The 26,273-nt window shown below is 68.5% G+C and carries 23 protein-coding genes; 8 read left to right on the forward strand and 15 right to left on the reverse strand.

All coding sequences use genetic code 11. The features are described 5' to 3' along the window. Positions 1 to 18: 18 nt before the first annotated feature. The 4 genes from CAL25_RS22270 to CAL25_RS22285 all read right to left on the reverse strand — a co-directional run bounded on the left by CAL25_RS22270 (position 19) and on the right by CAL25_RS22285 (position 2,673). Positions 19 to 762, reverse strand: a complete 744-nt coding sequence (locus CAL25_RS22270; RefSeq protein ID WP_094804136.1) for a sulfurtransferase — start codon at positions 760 to 762, stop codon at positions 19 to 21. Between the two features lie 42 nt (positions 763 to 804). Then, on the reverse strand, positions 805 to 1,590 hold the full coding sequence (locus tag CAL25_RS22275) for an META and DUF4377 domain-containing protein (protein WP_094804138.1): 786 nt from the start codon (positions 1,588 to 1,590) through the stop codon (positions 805 to 807). A 113-nt stretch (positions 1,591 to 1,703) separates the two neighbouring features. Next, a complete protein-coding gene (locus CAL25_RS22280) occupies positions 1,704 to 2,237 on the reverse strand; it encodes an META domain-containing protein (protein WP_094804140.1) in 534 nt (177 codons plus the stop codon). 67 nt (positions 2,238 to 2,304) lie between these two features. After that, positions 2,305 to 2,673, reverse strand: coding sequence for a transcriptional regulator (locus CAL25_RS22285; protein ID WP_094804142.1), 369 nt, complete (start codon positions 2,671 to 2,673; stop codon positions 2,305 to 2,307). A gap of 824 nt (positions 2,674 to 3,497) precedes the next feature. Between CAL25_RS22285 and CAL25_RS22290 the strand changes: the two genes are divergently transcribed. Next, the gene (locus CAL25_RS22290; protein ID WP_094804144.1) at positions 3,498 to 4,307 is read left to right on the forward strand and encodes a response regulator transcription factor; all 810 of its coding nucleotides are present in this window, start codon (positions 3,498 to 3,500) and stop codon (positions 4,305 to 4,307) included. A 63-nt stretch (positions 4,308 to 4,370) separates the two neighbouring features. On the opposite strand, the gene rocF is transcribed toward CAL25_RS22290, so the two are convergent. Together rocF and rocD are read right to left on the reverse strand one after the other, a co-directional pair. Next, positions 4,371 to 5,300: an arginase gene (gene rocF / locus CAL25_RS22295; protein WP_094804145.1), complete on the reverse strand. Its 930-nt coding sequence runs from the start codon at positions 5,298 to 5,300 to the stop codon at positions 4,371 to 4,373. Positions 5,301 to 5,327: 27 nt separating this feature from the next. Next, positions 5,328 to 6,587, reverse strand: a complete 1,260-nt coding sequence (rocD, locus tag CAL25_RS22300; RefSeq protein WP_094804147.1) for an ornithine--oxo-acid transaminase — start codon at positions 6,585 to 6,587, stop codon at positions 5,328 to 5,330. Positions 6,588 to 6,820: 233 nt separating this feature from the next. Between rocD and CAL25_RS22305 the strand changes: the two genes are divergently transcribed. Beyond that, the gene (locus CAL25_RS22305) at positions 6,821 to 7,252 is read left to right on the forward strand and encodes an Lrp/AsnC family transcriptional regulator (protein WP_094804148.1); all 432 of its coding nucleotides are present in this window, start codon (positions 6,821 to 6,823) and stop codon (positions 7,250 to 7,252) included. 72 nt (positions 7,253 to 7,324) lie between these two features. After that, on the forward strand, positions 7,325 to 8,284 hold the full coding sequence (locus CAL25_RS22310) for a DUF4880 domain-containing protein (RefSeq protein WP_094804150.1): 960 nt from the start codon (positions 7,325 to 7,327) through the stop codon (positions 8,282 to 8,284). 6 nt (positions 8,285 to 8,290) lie between these two features. Here CAL25_RS22310 and CAL25_RS22315 read toward each other — a convergent pair whose 3' ends face one another. The 3 genes from CAL25_RS22315 to CAL25_RS22325 form a co-directional block, all read right to left on the reverse strand. Beyond that, positions 8,291 to 9,886 carry a gamma-glutamyltransferase family protein gene (locus CAL25_RS22315; RefSeq protein WP_094804151.1) on the reverse strand — a complete coding sequence of 532 codons (1,596 nt, stop codon included), beginning with the start codon at positions 9,884 to 9,886 and terminating at the stop codon, positions 8,291 to 8,293. 152 nt (positions 9,887 to 10,038) lie between these two features. Continuing rightward, on the reverse strand, positions 10,039 to 12,372 hold the full coding sequence (locus tag CAL25_RS22320) for a cytochrome P450/oxidoreductase (RefSeq protein ID WP_094804153.1): 2,334 nt from the start codon (positions 12,370 to 12,372) through the stop codon (positions 10,039 to 10,041). Positions 12,373 to 12,448: 76 nt separating this feature from the next. After that, a complete protein-coding gene (locus tag CAL25_RS22325; protein ID WP_432759265.1) occupies positions 12,449 to 13,456 on the reverse strand; it encodes a Bug family tripartite tricarboxylate transporter substrate binding protein in 1,008 nt (335 codons plus the stop codon). Positions 13,457 to 13,577: 121 nt separating this feature from the next. On the opposite strand from CAL25_RS22325, the gene CAL25_RS22330 reads away from it, so the two are divergent. The 5 genes from CAL25_RS22330 (at position 13,578) to CAL25_RS22350 (ending at position 19,529) form a co-directional block, all read left to right on the forward strand. After that, positions 13,578 to 14,405: an IclR family transcriptional regulator gene (locus tag CAL25_RS22330; protein ID WP_249279203.1), complete on the forward strand. Its 828-nt coding sequence runs from the start codon at positions 13,578 to 13,580 to the stop codon at positions 14,403 to 14,405. Positions 14,406 to 14,459: 54 nt separating this feature from the next. Next, entirely contained in the window at positions 14,460 to 14,861 is a 402-nt protein-coding gene (locus CAL25_RS22335; protein ID WP_094804157.1) for a DUF2946 family protein, read from the forward strand. 55 nt (positions 14,862 to 14,916) lie between these two features. After that, on the forward strand, positions 14,917 to 17,085 hold the full coding sequence (locus tag CAL25_RS22340; protein ID WP_094804159.1) for a TonB-dependent receptor: 2,169 nt from the start codon (positions 14,917 to 14,919) through the stop codon (positions 17,083 to 17,085). A gap of 61 nt (positions 17,086 to 17,146) precedes the next feature. Next, entirely contained in the window at positions 17,147 to 18,652 is a 1,506-nt protein-coding gene (locus CAL25_RS22345; protein ID WP_094804161.1) for a PepSY-associated TM helix domain-containing protein, read from the forward strand. A 94-nt stretch (positions 18,653 to 18,746) separates the two neighbouring features. Further along, positions 18,747 to 19,529: a YrbL family protein gene (locus tag CAL25_RS22350; RefSeq protein ID WP_094804163.1), complete on the forward strand. Its 783-nt coding sequence runs from the start codon at positions 18,747 to 18,749 to the stop codon at positions 19,527 to 19,529. 26 nt (positions 19,530 to 19,555) lie between these two features. Here CAL25_RS22350 and CAL25_RS22355 read toward each other — a convergent pair whose 3' ends face one another. The 6 genes from CAL25_RS22355 to CAL25_RS22380 form a co-directional block, all read right to left on the reverse strand. Further along, positions 19,556 to 20,215, reverse strand: a complete 660-nt coding sequence (locus CAL25_RS22355) for a response regulator transcription factor (RefSeq protein WP_094804165.1) — start codon at positions 20,213 to 20,215, stop codon at positions 19,556 to 19,558. Next, entirely contained in the window at positions 20,212 to 21,285 is a 1,074-nt protein-coding gene (locus CAL25_RS22360; RefSeq protein WP_249279204.1) for a sensor histidine kinase, read from the reverse strand. Before CAL25_RS22360 ends, CAL25_RS22355 begins: the two co-directional genes overlap by 4 nt. Positions 21,286 to 21,350: 65 nt before the next feature. Beyond that, positions 21,351 to 22,634, reverse strand: coding sequence for an ABC transporter ATP-binding protein (locus CAL25_RS22365; RefSeq protein ID WP_249279205.1), 1,284 nt, complete (start codon positions 22,632 to 22,634; stop codon positions 21,351 to 21,353). An 11-nt stretch (positions 22,635 to 22,645) separates the two neighbouring features. Next, positions 22,646 to 24,460 carry an ABC transporter permease gene (locus CAL25_RS22370; RefSeq protein WP_094804171.1) on the reverse strand — a complete coding sequence of 605 codons (1,815 nt, stop codon included), beginning with the start codon at positions 24,458 to 24,460 and terminating at the stop codon, positions 22,646 to 22,648. A gap of 239 nt (positions 24,461 to 24,699) precedes the next feature. Continuing rightward, the gene (locus CAL25_RS22375; protein WP_094804173.1) at positions 24,700 to 25,197 is read right to left on the reverse strand and encodes a hypothetical protein; all 498 of its coding nucleotides are present in this window, start codon (positions 25,195 to 25,197) and stop codon (positions 24,700 to 24,702) included. Between the two features lie 79 nt (positions 25,198 to 25,276). Further along, complete coding sequence (locus tag CAL25_RS22380; protein WP_094804175.1) at positions 25,277 to 26,263, reverse strand: tripartite tricarboxylate transporter substrate binding protein; 987 nt, start codon at positions 26,261 to 26,263, stop codon at positions 25,277 to 25,279. Between the last annotated feature and the right edge of the window lie 10 nt (positions 26,264 to 26,273).

Here is a 26,273-nt window from a genome sequence, read left to right on the forward strand (position 1 = left end):
TTGGGCGCTCGGCGTGACTCAGGCCTTGGCCGCCTGCTCCGGCGCCAGCGCGGGGTCGAGCGACACGCGCTCGTCGAACACGAAGCAGTTGCCCTCGAAGCCTGGCCCGCCGGTCTCTTCGAAGTACTTGAGGATGCCGCCCTCGAGCTGATAGACGTGCTCGATGCCGAGCTCGTTCATGTAGATCGCCGCTTTCTCGCAGCGGATGCCGCCCGTGCAAAAGCTCACGATGGTCTTGCCTTCGAGTTCGGCGCGGTGGGCCTGCACGGCCGCCGGAAACTGCGTGAACCGGTCGATGCGCCAGTCGATCGCGTTCGCGAAGGTGCCCACATCGACCTCGAACGCATTGCGCGTGTCCAGCATCACCACCGGACGCCCCTCATCGTCGGTGCCGCGCTCGAGCCAGCGCGCCAGCGTGTGCGCTTCGACGGCCGGCGCGCGGCCGGCTTCGGGGCGGATCGCGGGATGGTTCATGCGGATGATCTCGCGCTTGACCTTCACCAGCATCTTGCCGAACGGCACCGACTCCGATTCGCTGAACTTGACTTCGAGATCGGCGAACCGCGCATCGCGCCGCAGGCTTTCGAGAAACGCCTCGATATCGGACGCGGCTCCCGCCAGAAACAGATTGATCCCTTCCTGCGCGAGCAGGATAGTACCCTTGAGCGACAGGGCCGCGGTCAGTTCACGCAACGACGCGCGCAGCGCCTCCGGATCGTCGATGGTGACGAACTTATAAGCGGCAATATTGAGGACGGACATTGGATTCGGAGCGCCCGCGCACGGCGGGCAAAAGAGAAAAGGCTAGCGGGTGATCACGCGCTGCTCGACCACCAGGTCGAGCACCCAACGCAGCGCGGACGCGTCGGCGGGGGGATTGGGGTCGCGCACTTCGACGACGCGCAGACGGTATTCGACCCCGGGCTGAAAATCGAAGCCGACGATCTCGCCATACCAGAGCTGCCAAGGCTGGGACGGATTATCGCGCACCTGGTAGCACATGGCCCGCCCCGCCCCCGCGCTGCACGGCACGCGCTGCGAGGCCACGTAGACGAGCTTGGTCGGTCCCGGCTGGCCGCCGGCAAGCGGATCGGCTTTACGCGCGAAATCGAGCACATCGCCCGACGCCAGCATCAAGGTGAGACGCGCGGGGCGCGTGTCGTCGTTGAGCTTGCTGGCGGTGATGCGGGTCAGGCCGGCGAGAAAGTCCTGCTCCAGGCGGGCCGTGTCGGCGGACGTGCAGGCCATCCGGGTCGACACCGGCGGATGCGGAATGATCAGGGCCCCGTTGGCCACTACGTATTCCCCGGAGTAGCGATTGCAGCCGGCAAACCCCGACAGGACCGGACGCCCTTGCTGATGCGTGAACTCCAGGGTCAGCGGACGGGCGCCATCATGGCCATGCGGCACCGGCCGCAACGCGCCGCCTGGCCGCGTCCAGCGGGCCAGCTCCCAGCTGGTCTGGGCCAATATGTCGGAAGACCGGGTGGGATCGAACGCGGCACCGCCGCGCGGTGCACTGGCGCAGGCGCTCAGACTCAGCAGCAGGGCCAACAGGCCGAAGCGACGCAGGAAGAAAAAGGCAGGCACGGGGCGCTCCGTCTGGAAAATAAAAGCCCGCGGCGTGCGCCGCGCGGCAGTGACTGGTGGGCGCGGCCATGCCGCGCTCCGGCGCCCATTTTAAATAAACCGCGCGCGGCTTATCAGGGGGTCGGCGGATCCTGACGGCGTTCGAAATCCAGCACGGCACCGGACGCGAGCGTAAATGTCAGATGGCGCGGTGCACCGCCGGCGTCCAGCGAGAATGAACGGATATTGGTCAGCGCTTTCAGATAATCGGTTTCGAGCGCGGCGCGGCTCGGATCCGCGCACGCCATGCGCGTGGCCGCCGGCGCGGTGATGGTGAGGCGGCCCGACTCGAGCTTGTAGCTGCCCATATAACGGTTGCAGCCCGAGAAGCCCTCGACCCGATAATTCTTGCCCTGAGCCAGGAAGGTGAGTTTGATGGGCTCGCCATTATCCCCATGCGGGATGTCGCGCAGGCTGCGATCGGGCTGGGTCCAGCGCGTCAGTTCCCAGGATGTCTGTGCAAAAGAATCCGCGCTGGTGGTGGCGTTGACCGCGGCAGCCCCCTCGGGACGCGCCTGTCCGGTCTGCTGCGACGCGCATCCTGCAAGCGCCGCAATAAGCAGCGTTGCCGTGCAGAGATTTACCAACGAGGAACGGGAACGGGACATGACCAGCCTCCAGAAATGAAACGGTTCTACTGTAACCGGAGCATTTGCCGTGCCGCGACCCCCGCGATCAGCGCACTCGTGCACTAATGTAAGCAGCCAGCACCCGTTCGAGCTGGCGTTTCTCGTGGATGCTCAGTGCGTCGTATGCCGCATAAGGCACGGAGACGAACGGCCAATCCCCGCGCGGCGCGCACGCTGCGCGCCCGTGGCCGGGCGCCGCGTGGCCCAGCATCGACGCCACGGTGTCGGGATCGAAGGCCAGCATGGGCCCCTCTCCCGCGGCCAGCCACAGCGGAGCGACCCGCAGGGCGCGCGTGAGTTTGATCAGGGCCTCGCCGGTGGGACGCAACCTCAGGCCGCTTTCGTAGTTGCCGATCGCGCTCTGCGAGAGTTTGCTGGCCGTGGCGAGATCCTTTTGTGTCCACCCCTGAAGCATGCGCGCACTCCGCAGACGATGGCCGAAAGTATCCACTCGATAGACCCGAATCTGATTTCCAATTTGTGGAACGGATTAAAGCATCGGTGCCGCCGGGCCAAATACGGGGATTAAGGTGGATTTCCAAGCTAAATCCACATTTTTTGTTACACGGACCCGGCTTTCCGTACTCCGCTGAAGACTCGAGCATTTTCATTCAACTGCCCCGGATTGAACCGCTATCGTGATTACAAGCGCGCCGCAAGGCTCGGATACGACAGCGCTACCATCATGTAAGCAAATCGCGCAAAGCCGGCGCTGTAATCGGGCGAATATTGAAAATACTGTATCGGAAAGACCATCGTATTTACTCAAGTACCGGCCCGTTTCCGCCCGGAGTAAAACAAGATAGGGCGGCCGGTCAAAAGTAACAGTTCAGTTAAACAAGAAACGTATATTCACAAAGAATCACAAGCGTGTTTAAATGAAACACGACCGTGACTTTTGCAGAATTTGAGCAACGCACCGAGCATTCGTGTGCGGCCTTTTCTGCAAAAAGCGCCCCCCGCGCGGACCTTGTCCGCCCGGTCCGGCGCCAGTCCGACGTCGATCTGGACAGCCAAAGGGGAACACGCGCCTGACCGAAGAGTGGCCGGCGCGGGCGCGAGGCATGGCCAGCCGCCATGGCCGATATCACGCCGCCGGGCAGGCTCGGCAACGTGCGGCGCGCAGCCAGGCAGCGGGACGCCCAAGATGCGTCCGCCATGGCGCCCCCGCAGGCATGACCGGCCTCGGCGCGTGGCTGCCCTGACGAGTCGCGACCCTAAGCAGATTCGGACGAATTAATGAACAGTACGCTGGATGTCATCTTTCTCGTCAAAGACGATGCCACGCATAAGCAGCAGCTCGATAACCTCTCGCATCTCGGCTTCAAGGTGCTCGCCTGCACCGAGCTCGTCGAGCTGTACGATCACTTTGCCAGGCAACCCTGTCCCCTCGTGATCCTGAGCGCGCCGCTCGCCGACATTCACATCGCGGCGGTGCGTCTGCGTGCCATGGACCGCACGGTGGGCATCATCGCGCTGGCGCCGTTTGCCGACAGCGAGAGCCGTGTGCGCACACTGCTGTGTGGGGCGGACGCCTGCCTCAACGAGGACGTGAGCGGGCTCGAGCTCGCGGCGGTGCTGCAGTCGCTGCTGCGCCGCATCACCAGCACCGCGGGCGGCCAATGGGCGGCGGAGGGGCTCGATCAACGCGGCACGGAGTTCGACGCCGCGCCGCAGCCCGAACGCGATGAGTTCATGACGGAAGGCCCGCTCGGTTCGAGCAAGTGGCGGCTTGCCAATCAGGGCTGGACGCTCGTGAGCCCGACCGGCCGGTCCCTGGGGCTGACGACTGGCGAGCGTGAATTCCTGTCGCGCCTGATGGCGGCGCCGGAACGCAAGATCAGCCGCGATGCCCTGCTGACCGACGATCTGTCCAACACCGGAGACGGCGGCGCGCAGCGCAGCCGGTTTGTCGACGTGATGATCAGCCGGCTGCGGCGCAAGGCCGCTCATAACCAGATGGCGCTGCCGATCCGGGCCGTACACGGCTGGGGATATATGTTTGCCGCCGACGTCGCCGACGACTTTCAGGGCTGGGACGACCGCTAGACGCGGTCGTCCCGCGACAGCGGTGCCTCGCCGAGGCACCGCGCGCCCCGCACACGGGCGGCTTCAGCCGCGTGGCCGGATCAGCGTGGACTTGCCGAACAGGCTCTCGACCAGATCGACCGCGATGGTCGCGGTCTTGTTGCGCACGTCGAGCGCCGGATTGAGCTCCACGATATCGAGCGAGGCCATCAGGCCCGTGTCGGCGATCATCTCCATGCAGAGTTGCGCCTCGCGGTAGGTGGGACCGCCAGGCACGGTGGTGCCGACGCCGGGTGCCACGTCGGGATCCAGGAAATCCACGTCGAAGCTGACATGCAGGTGCGTGTCGGGCGAGAGACCGTACAGCGCCTGCTCCATCGTGGCCCGCATGCCGGCCTCGTCGATGTGACGCATATCGAAGACTTCGAGCCCGGCCTCGTGGATCAGATGGCGCTCGCCTTCGTCGACGCTGCGGATGCCGATCTGGCGCACCCAGGACGGCTCGATCGCCGGCGTGTGCCCGCTCATGCGCGTAAGCGGCGCGGGCCCGCGCCCGCACAGGCAGGCGACGGGCATGCCATGCACGTTGCCCGAAGGGGTGAGCGTGTTGGTATTGAAATCGGCATGCGCGTCGAGCCACAGCACGCGCAGCGGGCGGCCGGCCTCGCGGCAATGACGCGCCACGGCGCTGACCGACCCGATCACCAGGGAGTGATCGCCGCCGAGCAGGATGGGCAGGCGACCGGCGCGCAACTGGGCGTGCACCGCATCATGCACGGCCTGATTCCAGGCGGTGACTTCGTCCAGATGGCGATAGCCATCGGCGGGACGCTGCCACGGGTTGGCCGGGCCGGACAGATTGCCGCAATCGTGCACGGTCAGGCCGCGGCCGGCCAGCAGATCGGCCAGCCGTGCCACGCGCAAGGCCTCCGGCCCCATGGACGCGCCGCGCGCACCCGCGCCGATGTCGGTGGGTGCGCCGATCAGGCTCACTTCGTTGGGGGGAAGACTCATGGGCGGGATACCTCCTTAACAAGAACCTCAGTGCGCATCGAGCACGGCTTGCAGTTGGTCGCAAGCCCAGTCTATCTGCTCACGCGTGACAATCAAGGGTGGCGACAGGCGCAGCGTCTGGCCGTGCGTGTCCTTGACCAGCATGCCGCGTGCCGCCAGGCGCTCGCAATAATGGCGCGCGCTCGGCGCATCCGGCTCGAGCTCGAGCGCGAGCATGAGGCCCCGACCGCGGGCCTGCCGCACGGGTCCGCGCAGCGCCGCCAGGCGTTCCAGGAAATACGCACCCTGCGTGCGCGCGTTGGCGATCATGCCCTCGTCGTGCAGCACGGCGAGCGCCGCCCGCGCCACGGCGCAGGCCAGCGGATTGCCGCCAAAGGTGCTGCCGTGCTGGCCGGGCTGGAACACGCCCAGCACGCTTTCGTTCGACAGCACCGCCGACACGGGATAGAAGCCGCCGGAGAGCGCCTTGCCGATCAAGGTCACGTCGGCCTCGATGCCTTCGTGCTCTTCGGCGAGCATGGCGCCCGTGCGGCCCAGGCCGGTCTGGATCTCGTCGAGAATCAGGACCACGTCGTGCGCCGAGCACAGCTCGCGCACGCGCTGGAAATAGCCGGACGGCGGAATGATCACGCCCGCCTCGCCCTGGATCGGCTCGACCAGAAACGCCACCGTGTCGGGCGTGATGGCCGCGGCCAGCGCATCGGCGTCGCCGAAGGGCACCACGCGAAACCCCGGCGCGAACGGCGCATAGCCGCCGCGCGCATCGGGGTCGGTGGAGAAGCTCACGATGCCGAGCGTGCGGCCATGAAAATTGTCGGCGCACACGATGATCTCGGCCTGCCCCGCGGGCACACCCTTGACCTCGTAACCCCATTTGCGCACGGCCTTCAGTGCCGTCTCGACCGCTTCGGCGCCGCTGTTCATGGGCAGCACTTTGTGCGCACCGGTCAGGCGCGCCAGGTCCTCGTAGAGCGGGGCCAACTGATCGTGGCGAAACGCGCGCGAGGTCAGCGTGAGCTGTTGGGCCTGTTGCGTCAGGGCGGCCAGGATGCGCGGATGGCAATGCCCCTGGTTGACGGCCGAATAGGCGGACAGGCAGTCGAGATAGCGCCGGCCTTCGGTGTCGTAGAGCCACACGCCTTCACCGCGCGCCAGCACCACATCCAGCGGGTGATAGTTGTGCGCGCCCAGCGTCGCCTCGATGTGATCGCGGTGCACCGCGGCACGGTCGGCACCGGGGTCTGCGCCCGGGCTGTCGTCCGTCTGCGCTCGGATTTGCGTGTCCATCATTGTCTCCGGAAGGTTTTGGGATCGCGCGGGGGCTGCGCGGTGCCCGGCAGCCCTGCAGCTCGGGTAGTCGGCGCCCGACGCAGCGGCGCCCGACGCAGCGGCGCCCGACGCAGCGGCGCCCGACGCCGCGCCATGCAGCCATGGTAGGCAAAGGCGGCGCTAGCGGATAGACAGTAAGCTGGCAATAATGCGTAGCTGATTGATCATTTTGCACGGCCACTTTGAGCACTATGTCAGATTCTCTCGATTCCCTCGATCGCCGGCTGCTCGCGCTGCTGCGCAGCGACGCCCGCCTGCCCACCGCCGCGCTCGCGCAGCGCCTGCATGTGTCGCGCGGCACCGTGCAGAACCGCATGAACCGGCTGGAGCGCAGCGGCGTGATCTCCGGCTACACCGTAAGGCTGCGCAATGACGGCGAGGATGATGGCGTGCATGCCGTCACGCTGATCGAGGTGCATGGCGGCGCCACCGACGGCGTGATCGCGGGCCTGCGGCGCATTCCCGAATCCGTGCACGTGCATTCCACCAACGGCCGCTGGGATCTCGTCGTGCAGTTCCACGCCGCCGATCTGGTGGCGTTCGATCGCGTCTTGCGCGAAGTGCGTGCGATCGAGGGCGTGACGAATTCGGAGAGCCACCTGCTGCTCGCCGCGTACAAGTAGCGCGGCGCGTGGTCCCGCTACAATGAGACTCGTTTTCACATCAAGGCGGGCCCGCGCGGTCCGCGTCGTTTCATGGCAGATCCTGCCCGCCGCCCGCCGGCGCCCACTCCCCGCGAACAGGCCGCACGCTGGCTCGTGATGCTGCAAAGCGGACCGCTCACCGATGCCGAGCGCGACGCTTTTCGGCGCTGGCTGGGCGCGGATCGCGCGCATCGGCAGGCATGGCGCGAGGCCGAACAGCTCGGCGTGGCGACCGGGCTGATCGCGCCGGGCGCGGCGCAACGCCTCACCCGGGCGCGCGCCATGCCCACACGCAGGCAGATGCTGCAGGGCCTGGGCGCGCTGCTCGTGGGCACGCCGCTGCTGGCGGCCACCTGGCATGCCGAACCCTGGGAATCCTGGACGGCGGATGCGCTCACCGACGTGGGCCAGCGCCGCAGCGTGGCCCTGCCCGACGGCGGCAGCGTGCTGCTCAACACCGATACCGCCATCGATATCGAATACGGCGCGCATCGGCGCGAAATCTACCTGCTGTCCGGAGAAGTGCTGGTGCGGGCCGGCACGGCCACGCGCGATGCGCGCCCTTTCATGGTGATCACGGACCACGGCACCGTGCAGGGTTCGCATTTCATGGTGCGGCAGCACGATGGGCAGAGCGACGTGACCGCCCTGAGCGCGGACCTGATCGTCACGCCGGTGCGCAACGCCACCGTGGCGCGCGGGCTGGCCACCGGCATGCACACGCGCTTTACGGCGACCACGGTGGCTGCGCCGGCGCCCGCCGATCCGGCCGCGAGCGCATGGCGCGACGGCCGCCTGCAAGCGCGGGGCGCACGCCTGGCCGACTTCCTGAGCGATCTCGATCGCCATCGGCCGGGCGTCGTGCAATGCGCGGCCGACGCCGCCGAGCTGCGCATCGCCGGCGATTTCGATCTGGCCGATACCGACGCGATCCTGCGCGCCCTGCCCGGCCTGCTTCCGGTGGAAGTGCGCTATCGCACGCCGTATTGGGTCAGCGTGCGCGCGGCCTGACGCGACTCAGAATGCCGCGACCGCGCCATCGGAGCGCGGGTCGAAGCCGCCTTCCATGGCGCCACCCGCCGCGCGGAACAGGCAGCCCGCATGGCCGAAGGTTTCGTCGAAATCGCCGTACACCTCGACGTCGTGTCCACGGTCGCGCAGCGCCTGCACGGTGGCCGGCGGAAAGCGGCCTTCGAGCTTGAGGGTATCGGAGGTCTGCCCCCACGTGCGGCCCAGCAGCCAGCGCGGCGCTTCGACCGCGGCCTGAGGATCCATTCCGTAGACCACACTGCGCGTGAAAATGGCGGACTGGCTTTGCGGCTGGCCGTCGCCGCCCATATTGCCGTAGACCATGGTGCGGCCGTCGTGCAGCAGCGCCAGGCCAGGATTGAGCGTGTGGAACGGCTTCTTGCCCGGTGCCAGCGCATTGATGTGCGTCGGGTCGAGCGAGAACGATGCGCCGCGGTTCTGCCACGCGATGCCGCTGGACGGCAGCACGACTCCCGATCCGAACTCGTGATAGATGCTCTGGATGAGCGAGACCGCGCGCCCCTGGCCATCGATGACACCGAGCCAGACCGTATCGGCCGGCCCCTTGCCCGCGCCCCACGGGGCGGCGCGCGACATCGAAATGCGCGCGGCCATGGCGTCGAGCGCGGCCGGTTCGAGGAAGGATTCGGCCTGCACCCGCATATGGGCCGGATCGGTAATGTGACGGTCGCGCACCGCGAACGCCTGCTTCACGGATTCGGCGGCGGCGTGCACATAATCGGCCGACAGGGGGTCGTGGCGATCGATGTCGAGCCGGTCCAGCAGGCCCAGGATGATCAGCGAGACCAGGCCCTGCGTAGGCGGCGGCATGTTGTATACGCGCCCATGACGATGCTGCAGCATCAACGGATCGCGGCGCAGCGCGCGATGGGCCTGCAGGTCGGCGCGCACCAGCGGCGAGCCGCTCGCCGCGAGCTCCTCGGCCATGCGCTGGCCCAGATCGCCGCGATAGAAATCATCGAGGCCGGCGCGGGCCAGATGATCGAGCGTATCGGCCATGCGCGGCTGGAAAAACAGGCTGCCGGGCGCGGGCGCCGCGCCGCGCGGCAGAAACACCGACGCAAAGCCGGGCAAGGCTTCGAGCTCGGCGCGCTTGGTTTCGGTGTTGCGCGCCTGACTGCGCGTGACCGGCACGCCATGACGGGCGTAGTCGATCGCGTCCGCGAGCAATCGCGACAGCGGCAACCGACCACCCAGTCGTTCGCGGCTCACGGCGAGCGCTTCGTCCCACCCCGACACCGCGCCGGCGACCGTGAGCGCGGCACTGCCGCCACGAAACGGAATCGCGTTGCCGGCATAGGATTCGCGGCGCACGCCGGCGGCCGCGGCGCCACAGGCGTCGATACCGATGACCTCCTGCGCGCCGCCCGGCTCATGGATGAGCCAGAAGTTGTCGCCGCCCAGGCCATTCATGTGGGGATAGACGACGGCGATGGTGGCGGCAGCCGCCACCATCGCTTCGACGGCGTTGCCGCCTTCGCGCAGCACGGCCAGGGCGGATTGGGAGGCGAGCGCATGGGGCGCGACGGCGATGCCGCGGCGGCCGCGTACAGGTTGAGTCATAGGTGGGCTACAGGCTGATGGAGGCGGGATGCAAAGCGTGCGCCCCCGCCGTGACGCGGCCATGACCCAGGGGCGGGCCGGCCCGGCGGAAGCTCGGAATCCCGAGGATAGTCAGCGGCGTTCGCCCGGACAAGCCCGGGAGAGCCCTCGAATCAAAGCTCCAGCACGAGCCGGCCCTGCTTCGCCCGTGAGCAGCAGGTCATCATCTTGCCGCCCGCCGCCCGCTCGGCCGGGGTGAGCACCACGTCACGATGATCCACCTCGCCCGCGATCACCCGCACCTCGCAGGAGCCGCACAGGCCTTCTTCGCAGTCGCTCTGCACGTCGATGTTGGCGCCGCGCAGCGCAGCCAGCAGTGTCTGGTCGGCCGGCACGGTCAGCGTGAGACCCGAGTCCTTGAGCTCGACCTCGAAGGCGTGTTCGCGCGCCGGGTCGAGCACGCCCAGGGTGGACTGGAAATGCTCCACGCTCAGCGTGCCCTCGGGCCAGTGCGCGGTGGCCTGTGCCAGGCCGTCGAGCATGCGTTGCGGGCCGCAGGCGTAGATGCGCACGCCCGGTCGCGGCCGGGCATGACGCGCGGCGAAGTCCTGGCGCGCGCCTTCGTCTCGCGCATACACATGCAGACGATCGCCATGCAGCGCCTGCAGCGTGTCGAGCAGGGCCATGCGGGCACGGCTCGATCCGCTGTAGTGCAGCTCGTACGACATGCCCAGCTCGCGGGCGCGGCGTGCCATGGCCGCGATCGGCGTGATGCCGATCCCGCCCGCCACGAGCACCACGTGCTCGGCGTCTTCGTCGAAGCGGAAATGATTGCGAGGCCCACGCACCCGCAGCCGCGCGCCGACCCCGGCATGCGCGTGCATCCAGTGCGAACCGCCCCGGCTCTCGGGATCGCGCAATACCGCGATCTCGTAGATATCGCGTTCGGCCGGATCGCCACACAACGAATACTGGCGCGACAGCCCCGTGTCGCCGCACGCGACGTCCAGATGCGCGCCCGGCGTCCACCGCGGCAGCGGCGCGCCATCGGGCGCGGCGAGACGCAGATGGAGTATGTCGTCGCTCACGCGGCGCGCCGCCTGCACGATCAGGGTGCGGCTGATGTGCCGCGTGGACGGCTCGCCGATGCGCACCGGCACCTGGGTGTCGAGTAACGCGGGCGCGCTGCGTTCCGGGTTTTGCGCGGGGTCCCACTCGACCCACAGATGCTCGGGGCCGCGGAACGAGGTGTTGGCCACATAGGTGAAATCCTGCTGCGCCAGCGTCATGTGCGGCAGCCGCCGCGTCAGCTCCTCGAGAAAGATCTGCATCTCCATGCGCGCGAGGTTCTTGCCCATGCACTGATGCGATCCGTAGCCGAAGGTGAGTTGATCGCTCGCGTTCTCGCGCCGGATGTCGAAAAGATCGGCATCGGCGAAATGGCGTTCGTCGTGGTTGGCCGACGAGGTCACGATCAGCAGCTTGGCGCCTTCGGGAATCGGCACGCCCCCCACCGCCGTGTCGCGCGTGGCGACGCGGCGCCAGGCGGCCACCGATCCGTTGTGGCGCAGACATTCCTCGACGGCGTTGGGGATGAGGCTGGGGTCGTCGCAGATCTCGCGCCAGGCTTGCGGATGCTGCAACAACAGTTTGATGGCGTTGGCGCTGGCATTGGCCGTGGTCTCGTGCGCGGCCACGATGCCGGCCATCATCATCGAGTGCAGATAAGAGTCGGTGACCACATCGGGCAGCTCGCGCTGCTTGCGGATGCCGTACTGCATCCAACCGGGCTGGTCGGGGTTGGCGCGCATCTTGTCGAGGATGCGGCCGGCCAGCTGCCAGAAGTTGCCCACGGCATGCGCCACTTCGACCTGCTCTTCGGGCTTGGGCCGGCCCCAGGTGTTCACCGTATGCGCGATCGAGTACTTGCGCAGCAGGTCCATGTCTTCTTCAGGCACCCCCAGGAAATGCAGCGCCACCGTGAGCGGCACTTCCCAGAGCATCTGATCGACCAGATCGGCGCGGCCATCGTCGATGAAGCGATCGACGTACTCGCGCGTGAGCTTGCGCACCATGGGCTCGTGATGCTTGAGCTCCTCGGGCGTGAAGGGCGCCATCAGTGCGCGCCGGCGCGGCATATGGGCCGGCTCGTCTTCGTTGACGAGCGTGCGGTTCATCGCATAGCCGTACGAGGCGAGCACGGCGTTGGCCTCGGGGCCCGTGGGCGTGATCTTCTCGAGCGCGATGGCGGGGCTGAACGTGAGGTTGTCGCGGAAGATCGCCTTGATGTCGTCGTAACGCGTCACCACCCAATAACCGAGCCGCGGGCTGAAGAACACCGGTTCTTCCTCGCGCGACCAGCGCACGTAATCGGGCGGATCCTGCTGGTAGCCATCTTCGAAAGGATCGAAGGCGGCGGCGCGGGCGCTCACCGGACAGCCTGCCGCGGACAGGGCCCGGTGATCGACCGGACAGCCGGAGGCGGCGGGCGGGCGGACGGAATTCATGGCGGTCTCCTTTGCTGCGGGCGGACGGGCCGGGACAGCGCCACGTCCGCCAGATACGAGGGCGTCGCTGACGCGATCAGTCGAGCTTGATGCCGAGATCCGCGATCAGCTTGTTCCAGCGCGTGCGCTCGGCGGTGAGCAGAGCGGCGTATTCCTGCGGCGAATTGGCGACCGGCTCGATGCCGAAGTCGACCAGCTTGCCGCGGATGGCGGGATCGTTGAGGGTGGCAACCAGTTGCTGATTGAGCTTGGCGATCACGGCCGGCGGCGTGGCGCCCGGCACCGACACGCCGACCAAGGCGGCGGCCTGGACCTTGGGCAGTCCCGCTTCGCCGAAGGTCGGCACGTCGGGCAACTGCGGCAGACGCTGGCCGTGCGCGACGGCGAGCGCGCGCACCTTGCCCGCCTTGATGAAGCCGGCACCCGCGGCCAGGTCGACCATCATGGCCGGGATCTGTCCGCCGGCCACGTCGGCCAGGGCAGGCGCCGCGCCGCGATAGGGCACGTGCACGAGGTTCAGCCCCGTCTCGGTCTTGAAGAGCTCCATCGCGAGGTGATGGGGGCTGCCGGCGCCGGCCGAGCCGTAGTCCAGACCCGACGGGCGCGCCTTCGCCATCGCGACGAACTCGGCCACGGTCTTGGCCTCGACGGTCGGCCCGACCACCAGAATCATCGGGAAGCGGCCCATCAGCGTGACCGGCGCGAGATCCTTGACCGGGTCGTACGACAGCGTCTTGTACAGCGCGGGGTTGAAGACCAGCGTGCCGTTATCGGCGGACACCATGGTGTAGCCGTCGGGCTGCGAGCGCGCCGTCTCGGAGGCGCCGATGGCGGTGTTGCCGCCCGGCTTGTTGTCGACCACCACGGTCTGGCCGATGCGGGCGGACAGGCCCTGGCCCACGGTGCGGGCGAGGAAATCCGAACCGCCGCCCGCCGCGTACGGCACGACCCAGCGGATCGGCTTGTTGGGATACGGGGCGCTGGCGTCGGCCGCGCGCGCGGCGCCGCCCACACAGAACGAGGCCAGGACGGCGCTGGCCAGAAGGCCGGCAAAGCGAGGGAACTGCGAACGATAGGAACGCACGGTTTGTCTCCGGTGACGTGGCGAAAAGCACGACTTTTTGATTTTGCGTAAAGTATATACGCATTGCGTAATCGCACAATACCGGCGGATCGGCCCCGGTCCACCACGTAGAATCCCCGCCATGACGCAGACCGCAGCCCCCTCCGATTCCGCCGCGCGCCCGCGCGAACGCCGCCAACGTGTGCAGGCCGCCGAAACCGGCATGGCCGTGCTCAAGGCGCTCGCCCGGCTGGGCGGCCGGGCGAGCCTCACGGCGCTGGCGACCGAAGTGGACGAACAGCCTTCCAAGGTCCATCGCTATCTGGTCAGCATGATCGAAGCGGGCATCGTGGTGCAGGACAGCGGCTCCGGGCATTACCGCCTCGGCCTCGAAGCGCTCTACATCGGCCTGGCGGCGATGCGGCAGGCCGATCCGATCCGCGTGGCCGAGCCCGCGCTGGTCCGCCTGCGCGAGCAGCTGGGCGTGACGTGCTTCATCGCGGTCATGGGCAACAAGGGCCCGACGATCGTGCGCTTCGAAGAACCCGGGCTGCCGGTGACGGTGAACGTGCGCGTCGGCTCGGTCATGTCCCTGCTGTGGTCGGCCACCGGCCGGGTGTTCCTGGGTCTGCAGGACGACGCGCAGGTGCGCCGCCTGGCCCTGGAAGAGCTCGACGGCGCCGACGCGGCGTCGCGGGCCGCGCTCGATGCCCACGACCCGCTCGGCGCCTTGCAGCGCGAGGTGCGCGCCGCCGGCTGCTCCATCGTGATCGACACCAACCTGAAGGGCATCAGTGCGATCAGCGCACCGATCTTCAATCATGCAGGCCAGGTCTGCGGCGCGCTGACGGCGCTGGGCACGACGGGCGGTTTCGACGCGGCCGCGCAAGGCCCGATCGCCATCGCCCTGCTCGCCGAGGCGCGCGCCGCGAGCCGCGAACTCGGCTACCAGCCCGCCCGCGCCGCCTGAGCGCGTCGCGTTCCGGTTTGGCACACGCATAGCGCTCGCCTACAATCCGGCCTCATGACTTCGACGCGCCCGCACCGGTCTGCCCGCTACGTCGCCACGCTGTGGCTGGCGTTGGTGCTGTTCGCGCTCAAGGCCCTGGTGCCGCCCGGCTACATGCCCGGCACGCATGTGGGCGCCAACCTGATCGAGCTGTGCTCGGCCACCGGCCGCATCTTCGTGCAGGCGCCCGAGTCCACGCATCAGCAGGCCGACGAACGGCACGCCGCGCAGGCCGCGGCCTGCCCGGTCGGCGCCGCGGTCGCCGCCGTGCCGATGCCTCCCTCGCTGCCGGCACTCACACCGGTCAGCAGCGCCCACAGTTTCCCGTTCAGCGCGCGCGCTCCGCCGGCGCGCACGCACTACACCTTCACCGGCGCCCCGCTCGGGGCCCGCGCCCCGCCCTCCTCTCTCGTCTAGTCCGACTTGGCCCGCCCTCGCGGCGGCACCGCCTTTTCCAGACCGAGAGATCCTCATGACTTCCTTGCACGCCAGGACGCTCGTCCTGCCGCGGCGCATGCGCGCATGGCACGCCTGCCTGCCGCCCACGCTCGTTACCCTCGCGCTGACGCCCACGGCCGGCTTCGCCCAATCCACTGAACCCTCCGTCGCCACCCTGCCCGGCATCACCGTGGCCGCTGACGCGGATCGCCCTTCCCTGCTCGACACGACCGCGACCGGCTCGCTGCTCGACCTCACGCCGTTCGAAACGCCGGCCAGCGTGGACATCATCACGTCCCGGCAATTGCGCGAACGCGCGCCGCGCACCATCGGCGACGCCATCAGCCAGGCGCCCGGCCTGAGCACGATGCGCCACCCCGGCAATGGCGGCGCCGCGCTGTCGTCGCGCGGTTTCAGCGACACCAACTCCGTGGCCCAGCTCTACGACGGACTGCGCCAATACGGCGGCGTGGGCCAGACGCTGGTCGCCTCGCCCTGGGCGGTGGAACGGATCGAGGTGCTGCGCGGCCCGGCGTCGGTGATTTACGGCGAAGGCGCGATCGGCGGCGTGGTGAACGTGGTGCCCAAGAAACCCACCCGCGGCCCGATCGAAAACGAAGTCGAGACGACCTTCGGCACGCACGACACGCAGCGTGTGGGCATCGGCTCGGGGGGCGCGCTGGACGACCGCTGGTCGTATCGCATCGATGCGAGCGCCGAACACACGCATGCCGACATGAGCCTGGGCGGCGCGCGCAATGCCGCGCTGTCGGCCGCGCTGCGCCTGGATGTGAATCCGGATCTGAACGTCACGTTCACGCAGGTGCTGGGCTGGCAGGAGCCGACACGTTACTTCGGCACGCCGCTCGTCGACGGCACGATGGACTATGGTCTGCGGCACCAGAACTACAACGTGGCGGACGCCACGATCATCTACCGCGACAACCGCAGCGAACTGCGCACGGAATGGACGCCCAACGACAGCGTGCTGGTGCGCAACCGCGTCTACTACCAGGGCAGCCGGCGCGACTGGCGCAACGCCGAGGAATACGCCTGGCAGCCGGCCACGGGCCTGATCGAGCGCAGCGGCTACTCGAACATCCTGCATGACCAGGAGCAGGTCGGAACCGTGACCGACGCGGTCTTCAAGGGCTCGTTGCTCGGCCTGCGCAACCAGTTCGCGGTGGGGCTCGAACTCAATCGCGCCAGTCTCAAGCACACCAACAACTCGCCGTACGGCGGCGCCTCGCTGGTCGATCCCTACGATGTGGACCACGGCCGGTTCATGAATCTTGCGGGCACCACGCCGCGCTATCGCAACACGGCGCGGCAACTGGCCCTGTACGCCGAAGACCGGCTCGCGCTCACGCCCAACTGGTCGGTGCTGGGCGGCCTGCGCTACGACCATATCGAGCTGGAACAGCGCAATCTCGTCGCGGGCAACACGGCCTACCGCACGCGCTTCGACAACGTGGGCTGGCGCGTCGGCACCGTCTATGACATCACGCCCACCACCGCGCTCTATGCGCAGTACGCCGAGGCCGCCGACCCGGTCGGCGCCCTGCTGCTGCTGTCGCCCGCGAACCAGGGCTTCGACCTCGCCACCGGGCGTCAGGTCGAGGTCGGCATCAAGCAGACGTTCTGGGACGCGCGCGGCGAATGGACGCTGGCGGCCTATCACATCCGCAAGAAGAACCTGCTCGCGCGCGATCCTGACAATCCCGCGTTGCGCATCCAGGTCGGCCAGCAGTCGAGCCGGGGCATCGAGGCATCGCTGGGCGTGGCGCTGACACCGACCCTGCGCCTGGATGCCAACGCCACGATTCTGCAAGCGCAGTACGACGAGTATTCGGAGTCGTCCGGCGGCCGCACGGTCTCGCGCGACGGCAATGTGCCGACCGACGTGCCGGAGCGGCTGGCCAACCTCTGGCTGAGCTGGAAGTTCGCCCCGCAATGGACCGCGAGCGCGGGCGTGCGCTACGTGGGCGCCCGCTACGCCAACGCGGCCAACACGCTCGAGATGGCGGGTTACACCACCACCAACCTGGCCCTGCAGTGGGACGCGCGCCAGGATCTGACGCTGGCCGTGCGCGCCTACAACGTGTTCGACCGCCAGTATGCCGAAACGGCCTACTACAACCAGGATCAATGGTTGCTGGGCACGGGACGGCGCGTGGAGCTGAGCGCGCATTACCGCTTCTGAGCCGGCCCTTTTCCTGATCAGCGTCGCCGGCCCCGCCGGCGGCGCGCAACGAGGTATCGATATGACGACCGACAACGTCGCCCCCCAGGAGCGTGAACCCGTGCGGGCCTCGCAGGTCTACCGCGCCGTCTGGCGCTGGCACTTCTATGCCGGCATGCTGGTGGTGCCCTTTCTGCTCGTGCTTGCCGTGACCGGCGCGCTCTACCTGTTCCACAACGAAATAGAAGACTGGTGGTACCGCGATCTGCGCACCGTGGCCGTCCAGCAGGCGCCCACGCTCGCGCCCGAGGCCATCGTGGCCCGGGCCGAGAGCGCGCACCCCGGCCGCGTGCTGAAGTACCTGCCCCCGGCCGCGCCCGATCGCGCGGCCGTCGTGGTGCTGCGGCCGCAGGACAGCGCCAATCTCTCGGTGTTCGTCGACCCCTACGCGGGCAAGGTGCTGGGCGCGCAGGAGGAGCGCGGCACGCTGATGTGGACCGTGCGCCAACTGCACAGCCTGTCTTTCTTCGGCCCGATCGCCAATGGCGCGATCGAGATCGCGGCCGGCTGGACCATCCTGCTGGTGCTGACGGGCCTGTACCTGTGGTGGCCGCGCGGGCGCCGGCAGGGGGTCGTGACGGTGCGCGGCACGCCGGGGCAGCGCGTGTTCTGGCGCGACCTCCACGCGGTGGCGGGCGCCTTCGCGGCGTTCTTCATCCTGTTCCTGGCGCTCACGGGCATGCCCTGGTCCATCGTGTGGGGCGCCAAGGTCAATCAATGGGCCAATGGCAACAACTTCGGCTATCCCAGCGGCGTGCGCGTCAACGTGCCCATGTCGGATGCCCGTCTGGCCGACGCCGGCAAGACGACGTGGTCGCTGGAACAGGCGCGCATGCCGATGTCGCAGCCCGGTGCCGGGCACGACCATGGCGCGGGCCACGCGCAAGGGCACGGCGACGACGCCGGGCACGACCATGGCCAGGCTCGGGCGGACGCCGAGATCGCGCACGATCACGGCCAGGCGCCGCCGCCCGAACAGGCGCGCCCCGCGGGCGCTCCACCCCCCATCGGCCTGGACGCCGCGGTCGCCGCGTTCACCCGGCTCGGCCTGGCGCCGGGCTATGTGGTCAACCTGCCCACCAGCGCCACGGCGGTCTATACGGGTTCGGTCTATCCCAACGACCTGGCCCGCCAGCGCGTGGTGCACCTGGACCAGTACAGCGGCAAGCCGCTGCTGGACATGAGCTATGCCGATTACGGGCCGCTCGGTCGCGGCCTGGAATGGGGTATCAATGTGCACATGGGCCAGGAGTACGGCCGGATCAATCAGATCGTGCTCGCGCTCGCCTGCCTGGCGATGGTGCTGATGTGCGTGGGCGGCGTCGCCATGTGGTGGAAACGCCGGCCCGTCGGCGGCCTCGGCATCCCGCCCCTGCCCAAGCAGCGGGCCGCCCTGCGCGGGGTGATGGTGCTGATGATCATTGGTGGCTGTGTGTTTCCGCTGGTGGGCGCGTCGCTGGTCGTCATGCTGCTGATCGATGCCGCCGTACAACGCGCGGGCGCGCCCGCTGTCACACGTTTGCAATGAGGCCCGGATGGCAGTAACGTGAGACCAAATTTCACGAAAATTTCACATTTCAGTCAACGCGCGGGCAGCCATCGCCGCCCGCGCCGAGAACGCCATGCCCTCCTCCGCACCGCCGCTCGCGACGCCGATCGTCCAGAGCCCCCTCACACCGCCCCCTGCAGACCTGCTTGCGCAGGCGTTCGCCATCTCGACGGTGCCGAACGCGTTTGGCGTGCTCGACCTGAGCACGACGCCGCTCGTCGCCTCGGGCAGCGAACGGGATGTGTACGAGCACCCGCATGACCGGAACCTGCTGATCAAGATCGTGAATGGCTCGCGCGCCCGCGAGCCGGGCCGGCGCGTGCGCTGGCACAAGAAATTTCATCGCGAGCAGGCGCACCGCGTCTTTCTCACGGAACTGATCGAGTACGTGTCCACCACCGTGCAGCACGGCGGGCTGGAGGGCAACGTCTTGCTGGCCCGGATCGCGGGCCTGGTCAACACCACGCACGGACTCGGGCTCGCGGTCGAAAAGATCGTGGACGATCAGGGCGCGATGGCCCCGACCCTGCATCAGGTCGTCAAGGATCAGGGCTTCGCGCCGGCGCTGCGCGCCGAGGTGCGGGCATTCTTCGAGGCGCTGATCGACGCGCACGTCGTTTTCAACGATGTCGGGGCGCGCAACATCGTGGTCGGCCGCAATGCCGAAGGCAAGTCGGGGCTGTATCTGGTGGACGGCTACGGGCCGAAGCAGGCGCTGCCGCTCTACGCGTGGAGCAAGTCGATGAACCGACGCCGCATCATGCGCAAGTATCTCGAGCTCGAGGCCAAGCTCGAGCGCCTGGGCGAGCAGGCACTCGGCCTGAACGGCGCACCGGGCATGCTCGCGCCGCACTGAGTCGTCCGTGCCGACGCGCGGGCGCCTCAGCCGTGATCGGCACCCGGGCCGTGCTTCAGGGCCTCGGCCATGCGCACCAGATCCGCGAGCGAATCCGCTTCCATCTTGCGCATCACGTTGCCACGGCGCACCTTGACCGTCACCTCGCTCAGCCCGAGGCGATCGGCCGCCTGTTTGTTGAGCAGGCCTTCCACGACGAGCGCCATCACCTCGCGCTCGCCCTCCGACAAGGACGACCAGCGTGCGCGCAGGGTGTCGTGCGCATGCTGCCGGACGCGACGCTGCCGGTCACGCTGCACCGCCTGATGGATCGCATCGAGCAGGTCCTGCTCGCGAAACGGTTTGGTCAGGAAGTCGACCGCGCCGCGCTTCATCGCGCCGACCGACATGGCCACATCGCCATGGCCGGTGACGAACACGACGGGCAGTGCGATGCCCAAGGCATCCATCTCGCGATGAAAATCCAGACCGCTCTGGCCGGGCATGCGCACGTCCAGCACCAGACATCCCGGGCGGTCGGGCCGCGGCGCCGCTAAAAACGCCTGTACCGAGGCATGCGTCTCGGCCTGCATGCCCACCGAACTGAACAGGTCTTCGAGGGCCGCGCGCACGCTGGCGTCGTCGTCGATGACATGCACGAGCGGGGTATCGGCATCGGGGCCGGGGCCGGGGAGGGAGAGGCTCATGACGATGCTCCTGGGTTGCCTGGCAACGATACGCGAAACGAGGCGCCGGCGCCCTCCGGAGACGCCACCTCGATCGTGCCGCCCTGCGCCTCGACGATCGCGCGACACAGTGTCAGCCCCAGGCCGGTACCGCCTTCCTTGGTGGTCCAGAACGCGTCGAACAGATGCGCCCGCACCTCCGGCCCCAAGCCCGGCCCGCTGTCGGTCACGGCAAACGCAACGCCGCCTGGCGCGTGCTGCGAGCGGATGGCCAGATGCCGCCGCGGCGCCCCGTCCATCGCCTCGATCGCGTTCAGAATGAGATTACCCAACACCTGCTGCAGTTGCACGGGATCGGCCAGCACCGGTGGCAGGCCCTCCTCCAGGTCGACCGAGAGCGCGATGTCGTGCCGGTCGATCTCGCCGCGTGCCAACGACACTGACTCGAGCAGGATCGCGTTGATGTCCAGCGTCTGTCGTTGCGGGGCTTCGTTGCGCGAGAGCCGGCGCACGCGCGTGATGACCTCGCTGGCGCGCTCGGCATCCAGCACGATGCGCTCGGCCGTGCGCTCGGCGCGCTCCAGATTGGGCGGCTCCATGCGCAGCCAGCGCAGCGCGGCGTTGGCACTGGCCGAGATCGCGGCCAGCGGCTGATTGACCTCGTGGGCGATCGACGTGGTGAGCTCGCCCAGGCTGCGGATGCGTGCCACGCGCAGCAGCTGGGCGCGGGCCTCGTGCGCCGCCGCCTGTGCGGCAACCAGCTTCAGCGCGAGCAAGGTGGTGATGCCGATCGCGGCGATGCTGATCGCCCCGTTGATGAACCCCGATTCATGCATGCGCTCGCCCCACGCGGTGATCGCCATGCTGAGCAGCGTCAGCACGATGCTGGTCGCCGCGCTCAGTACCACGCCGCGCCGGGGCAACAGCCATACGGCGAGCAGGATCACCAGCACGTAAAACACCGCGACCGCGATCTCGAGGCGCGTGACCGTGTCGGCGATGAACACGCCGGCCATCAGGCCGCCGATCAGCGCGACCCGGGGCAGCAGGCGGGGCCGGCGCGTGCCATCGATCATCCGAGGGGTGTTCATATCAATCGCTCACGAAGCCCGGTCGTCGCACGGACGGAATGAGGCAGAGTGTAGCGGCGCGGCGCTCAGGCGGGATTGTCGAGCGTGAAGCGGCCGGTTTCGTCTTCGTAGGCATAGAGTTCGGCGTAGCGGCCCCATTGAATCGCCGCCTGCAGCGTCCGCTCGGCGCAGTCTTCGGTCATGTGGTCTTCCAGCTCATCGCGGAAACGGCTGGCCGGCGCTTCGTGCGTGGCGCGGTCATCGAGCACGCGCCGGATGTGCGCCACGATGGGCACATATCCCAGAAGGTGTTGCGCGAACAACTGCTTGCGCGCGTCGGTGTCGGCGCGCACATAACGCTGCGCCGCATCCAGCAGGCGCAGGTCGCCCTGGTCCAGCCGCGCGAAGCGCAACTGCTGCATGGCTTCCGCGATCGGAAACAAGGTGTCGGCATCGTAGCGCAGGGCCGCTGCGAGCTGTGGCAGATCGGCCTTGCCGCCATAGGGCGGCGCGGCCAGCGCCTCCATCAGACCGGCCAGCGCGTTGGTCGATACCGGCTTGAGCGGCGTGACGAGCCCGCCCGCGGCGCCGGCCGGCGCCTGCGGCGGTGCATCGTCGGGCGCCGTCATGCGCACGTAGATGTCCTCGACCAGCGCACGAAACGCGGGTGATTGACGATCGCGCGGACGCGGCAGATCGATGCGCAGCTCGGCGGCGACGCGCCCCGGATTGGACGAGAACAGCAGCACGCGATCGCACATCAACACGGCCTCTTCGATGTTGTGCGTCACCATCAGCATGGCGCGGATCGCCATCTCGCCGCGCTGCCACAGGGCGAGCAGGTCGGTGCGCAGCGTTTCGGCGGTCAGCACGTCCAGCGCCGAGAACGGCTCGTCGAGCAGCAGGATCCCCGGGTCGACCACCAGCGCACGCGCCAGGCCGACGCGTTGCCGCATGCCGCCCGACAGTTCCTTGGGATAGGCATTCTCGAAGCCGTCCAGGCCGATCAGGTCGATGGCTTGCAGCGCGCGCTGCCGGCGGGCGGGCGCCGGGATATGGCGTGCCTGCAGCCCCGTCTCGACGTTCTCCAGCACCGTCAGCCACGGAAAGAGCGCGAAGCTCTGAAACACCATGGCCAGGCGCAGATCGTCGGCGTGCGAAATCAGGCCCCGGGCCGGCGAGATCAGGCCGGCGATGGCGCGCAACAACGTGGACTTGCCCGAACCCGAGCGTCCGAGCAACCCGACGATCTCGCCGTCGGCCACGTCCATGTCCACACCATCGAGCACCACGCGTTGCGGGCCGTCGTCGCGGCCATAGGCGTGGCGCAGGCCGCGCACCGCCAGCAGTACATCGCGATCGTTCCTCATGTCGGTCTCCTTCATCCATCGAGACGGCAGCGGCGCTCCGCCAGCCGGTAGAGAGGACGCCACAGCAAGTGCGTGAACGCGAGCACGTACACGCTCATCACGATGACGCCCAATGCGACGGCGGCGGGCTGGCCCGCTTCGGTCGCGTGTGCGATCCAGGCGCCCAGCCCGGTCGCCGTCAGGTGGCGCTCGCCCCATTGAATCGATTCGGCCACGATGCTGGCATTCCAGGATCCGCCGGCGGCCGTGAGCGCGCCGGTCACGTAGAACGGCAGGATGGCGGGCAGCAGCAGACGCCGCCACCGCTGCCAGCCGCGCAATCCGAGCATGCGCGCGGCATCCTTCAGATCCGCCGGGATGGCGCTGGCGCCCGCGATCACGTTGAACAGGATGTACCACTGCGTGCCGAGAATCATGAGCGGCGAGAGCCAGATCTCGGGATCGAGCCCGCCGCCGACGATGGCCATCACGGCGAACGGAAACAGCACATTGGCCGGAAACGCGGCCAGGAATTGCGCGAGGGGCTGCACGCGGCCCGCCCACGCCGGCCGCAGGCCGATCCACACACCGATGGGCACCCAGATCACGCTGGCCAGCACCAGCAGCACCGTGACGCGCAACAGCGTGAGCGCGCCCAGCCCGAGCACGTGCCCGACCTGCGCCACATCGAGCGGCGTGCGCCACAGCAGATACAGCGTGACGAGCGCGGCGGCAGCGGCCATCGCAACCCCACCCCGCGTACCGCGCGCCGCGGACGCGCCGCGCGCCGGGGCGGGCGACGAGGCCCGGACCGCGGCCACACGCATCAGGGTGCGCCAGGGCTCGACCGGCGCGCGCCGCGATCCCCGCACCGGCACCGGCCAGCGGAGCGGCGTTTCCGCGAGCCAGCACGCCGCCCGGGCCAGCATGGCGAACGGCAACCGCAGCCAGCGCGTGCGCTGGATGAGGGTGTACATCCACGAGCGCGGACGCGCCGATGATGCGGTGAGCTCCACGCGAAACTTGTCCGCCCAGACGACGACGGGCCGGAACACGAGCTGGTCGTACAGCAGGATCACCACCGCCATGGCGCCGACCGCCTGCGCCACGGCCAGCATGTTCTCGTGCGCGATGGCCTGGGCGAGCCACGAGCCCAGCCCCGGCAGCGCGACGGTGGTGTCGCCCACGGTGATGGCCTCCGAGGCGACGACGAAGAACCAGCCGCCCGACATCGACATCATCGTGTTCCAGACCAGGCCGGGCACGGCGAACGGCAACTCCAGGCGCAGGAAGCGCTGCCGGCGCGAAAAGCCGAACTGCGTCGCGACGGCCGCGAGATCCGCGGGCACGGTGCGCAGGGACTGATAGAAGCCGAAGGTCATGTTCCAGGCCTGGCTCGTGAAGATGGCGAACACGGCCGCGCACTCCACGCCCAGTTGGTTGCCAGGAAACCAGCCCATGAAGAACGTGACCGTGAACGACAGGAAACCGAGCACCGGCACCGACTGCAGCACGTCGAGCGCCGGGACGATCACCCTCGCCGCGCGCCGGCTGCGGGCCGCCAGCGTGCCGACCACGAAGGTGAACAGCAGGGAGACCGCCAGCGCCGCGAACATCCGCAGCGTCGTGAGCAGTGCATAGAACGGCAGGCGGGCGGGATCGAGCACCACGGGCTCGGCCTGCAACGCGGCGAGCGGCATCCGCATGTGCGCCAGGCCATAGCCGGCCAGCGCCATCAGCGCGGCCAACAGCAGGAAGGCCAGCGCGTCGGCCCAGGAGGGCGAGAGGCGTGCGCGCGGCAGCGCCGCGGCGCGGGCGTTGTACGCAACGCGAGCAAGATCGACCATGACGCACCCTCCGCGATCCGGGTTGAAGGCCCGCGCGAAGGTGGCGAAGAGAGCGCTGCCGCAACGCGAGGGGACGCGGCGAACAGTACACCCGGCCCCGGTGCGAGGCCACGGCGCGTTGGGATCGTCGGAATGTGCGGAAAGCCGGTGAACCGATACTTTGGTATCGCCTCACCGGCTCAGCAGACGGCCGGCGCCTCCGGCAGGAGACTCAGGGCAGTCCTGTCGACCCTCGGGGATCAGCCCTTGGTCCAATCGCCGCGCGTCCACAGCGCGGGATCCAGGTTGGCGGGTGCGCTGGGCACCTCGGACGCATCGGCGAAGCGTGCCTCCGCCTTCTTGTCCTCGGTGAAGCGCAGCAGCAGCATGGCGGGATCGTCGGGGCGCTTCGCGGCGAGCGTGGTCTGGCGCCACTTGCCTTCGGCGCCCTGCGCGTCGGCAACGCGCCATTCGAGCGCCACCGGGTCATTCCCCTTGCGCGCCGCGTAGCTGCATTGCCCCGTATCGCGCGCGGTGGACGTGGTGCCCGGCTCGGCACGCAGCGGTTGCGCTTCGCCGAAACGGAACTCCACGGGCTGGCCCGATTGATTGGCGACCGCGCAGGGAATCGCAGCGGGCGCCGTGTCACCCTTCATCCGGTTATAGGCGAGATCCGACATCGCCACGCCCACCCCGATCACGATCAGGGCGCCGAACATCCAGCGTTTTCCGATCTTGCGCTTCTCTCGCTTCTCCATCGTATCGACTCCTGTGCCTAGACGGTCGGAGTCTGTACAGCATGTGCCGTGCCTGGCGGCACGGCACCCCGCGCGCGGATCAGGGCGCCGCCTTGAGATTGCCGGCGCGCACGATCTCGGCCCACCGCTTCTCTTCGGCCTCCACATAGGCGCCCAGCTGGGCCGCATCGCCCACCTCCGGGACCAGACCTTCGAGTTCGAGCGCACCGCGGAAATCGGGCTTTGCCGCCGCCGCGCGTATGCCCTGGTTCAGGCGCTCAACGATGGCGGCGGGGGTGCCGGCCGGCGCGAACACGCCATACCAGCTGTCGACGTAGTAATCCGGCAGGCCCGCCTCGGCAACCGTGGGCACGTCGGGATACAGGGGCGATCGATCCCGCGTCGTCACGGCAAGCGCGCGCAACTGGCCATTCTTGATCTGCCCGCTCACGCTGGCCGAGGTGGAGAAGATCATGTCGATCTGGCCGCCGATCAGATCGTTGATGGCGGGGCCCGCGCCCTTGTACGGCACATGCAGGATGTCGAGCTTGCCCTGCCGCTTGAACAGCTCCCCCGCCAGATGCGCAGACGTGCCGTTGCCATACGAACCGAACGTCAGCTTGCCCGGATTGGCCCGCGCGTCCGCCAACAGATCCGCCACGCTGCGATAGCGCGACTTGGCCGCCACCACCAGGATGTTCGGCGACTTTCCGATCAACGCCACCGGCGCGAAGGCGCGATCGGTGTCGTACGGCAGCTTGTCCTGGATCGCCGGGTTCACGGCATGGGCGAAGGTCGCCATCAGCAGCGTATAGCCGTCCGGCGCGCTCTTGGCCACATTGTCGGTACCGATGATCGTGCTGCCGCCGGGCCGGTTTTCCACCACCACGGTCTGGCCCAGGTCCGTGCCGAGCTCCTTCGCGAGCTGTCTGGCCACGATGTCGGTCCCGCCGCCCGGTGTGAACGGCACCACGATGCGCAGGGGCCGCTCGGGATACTGAGCCTGCGCGGTGGCACCGCCCAGGAGCGGCGCGGCGCACAGGGCCGCCACCGTGAGGGCGCGGCGCAGGAAAAGAGATTGCTTCATGGTTTGTCTC

Origin of the sequence: Bordetella genomosp. 5, assembly GCF_002261315.1 — a bacterium.
Classification (GTDB): Bacteria; Pseudomonadota; Gammaproteobacteria; order Burkholderiales; family Burkholderiaceae_B; genus Bordetella.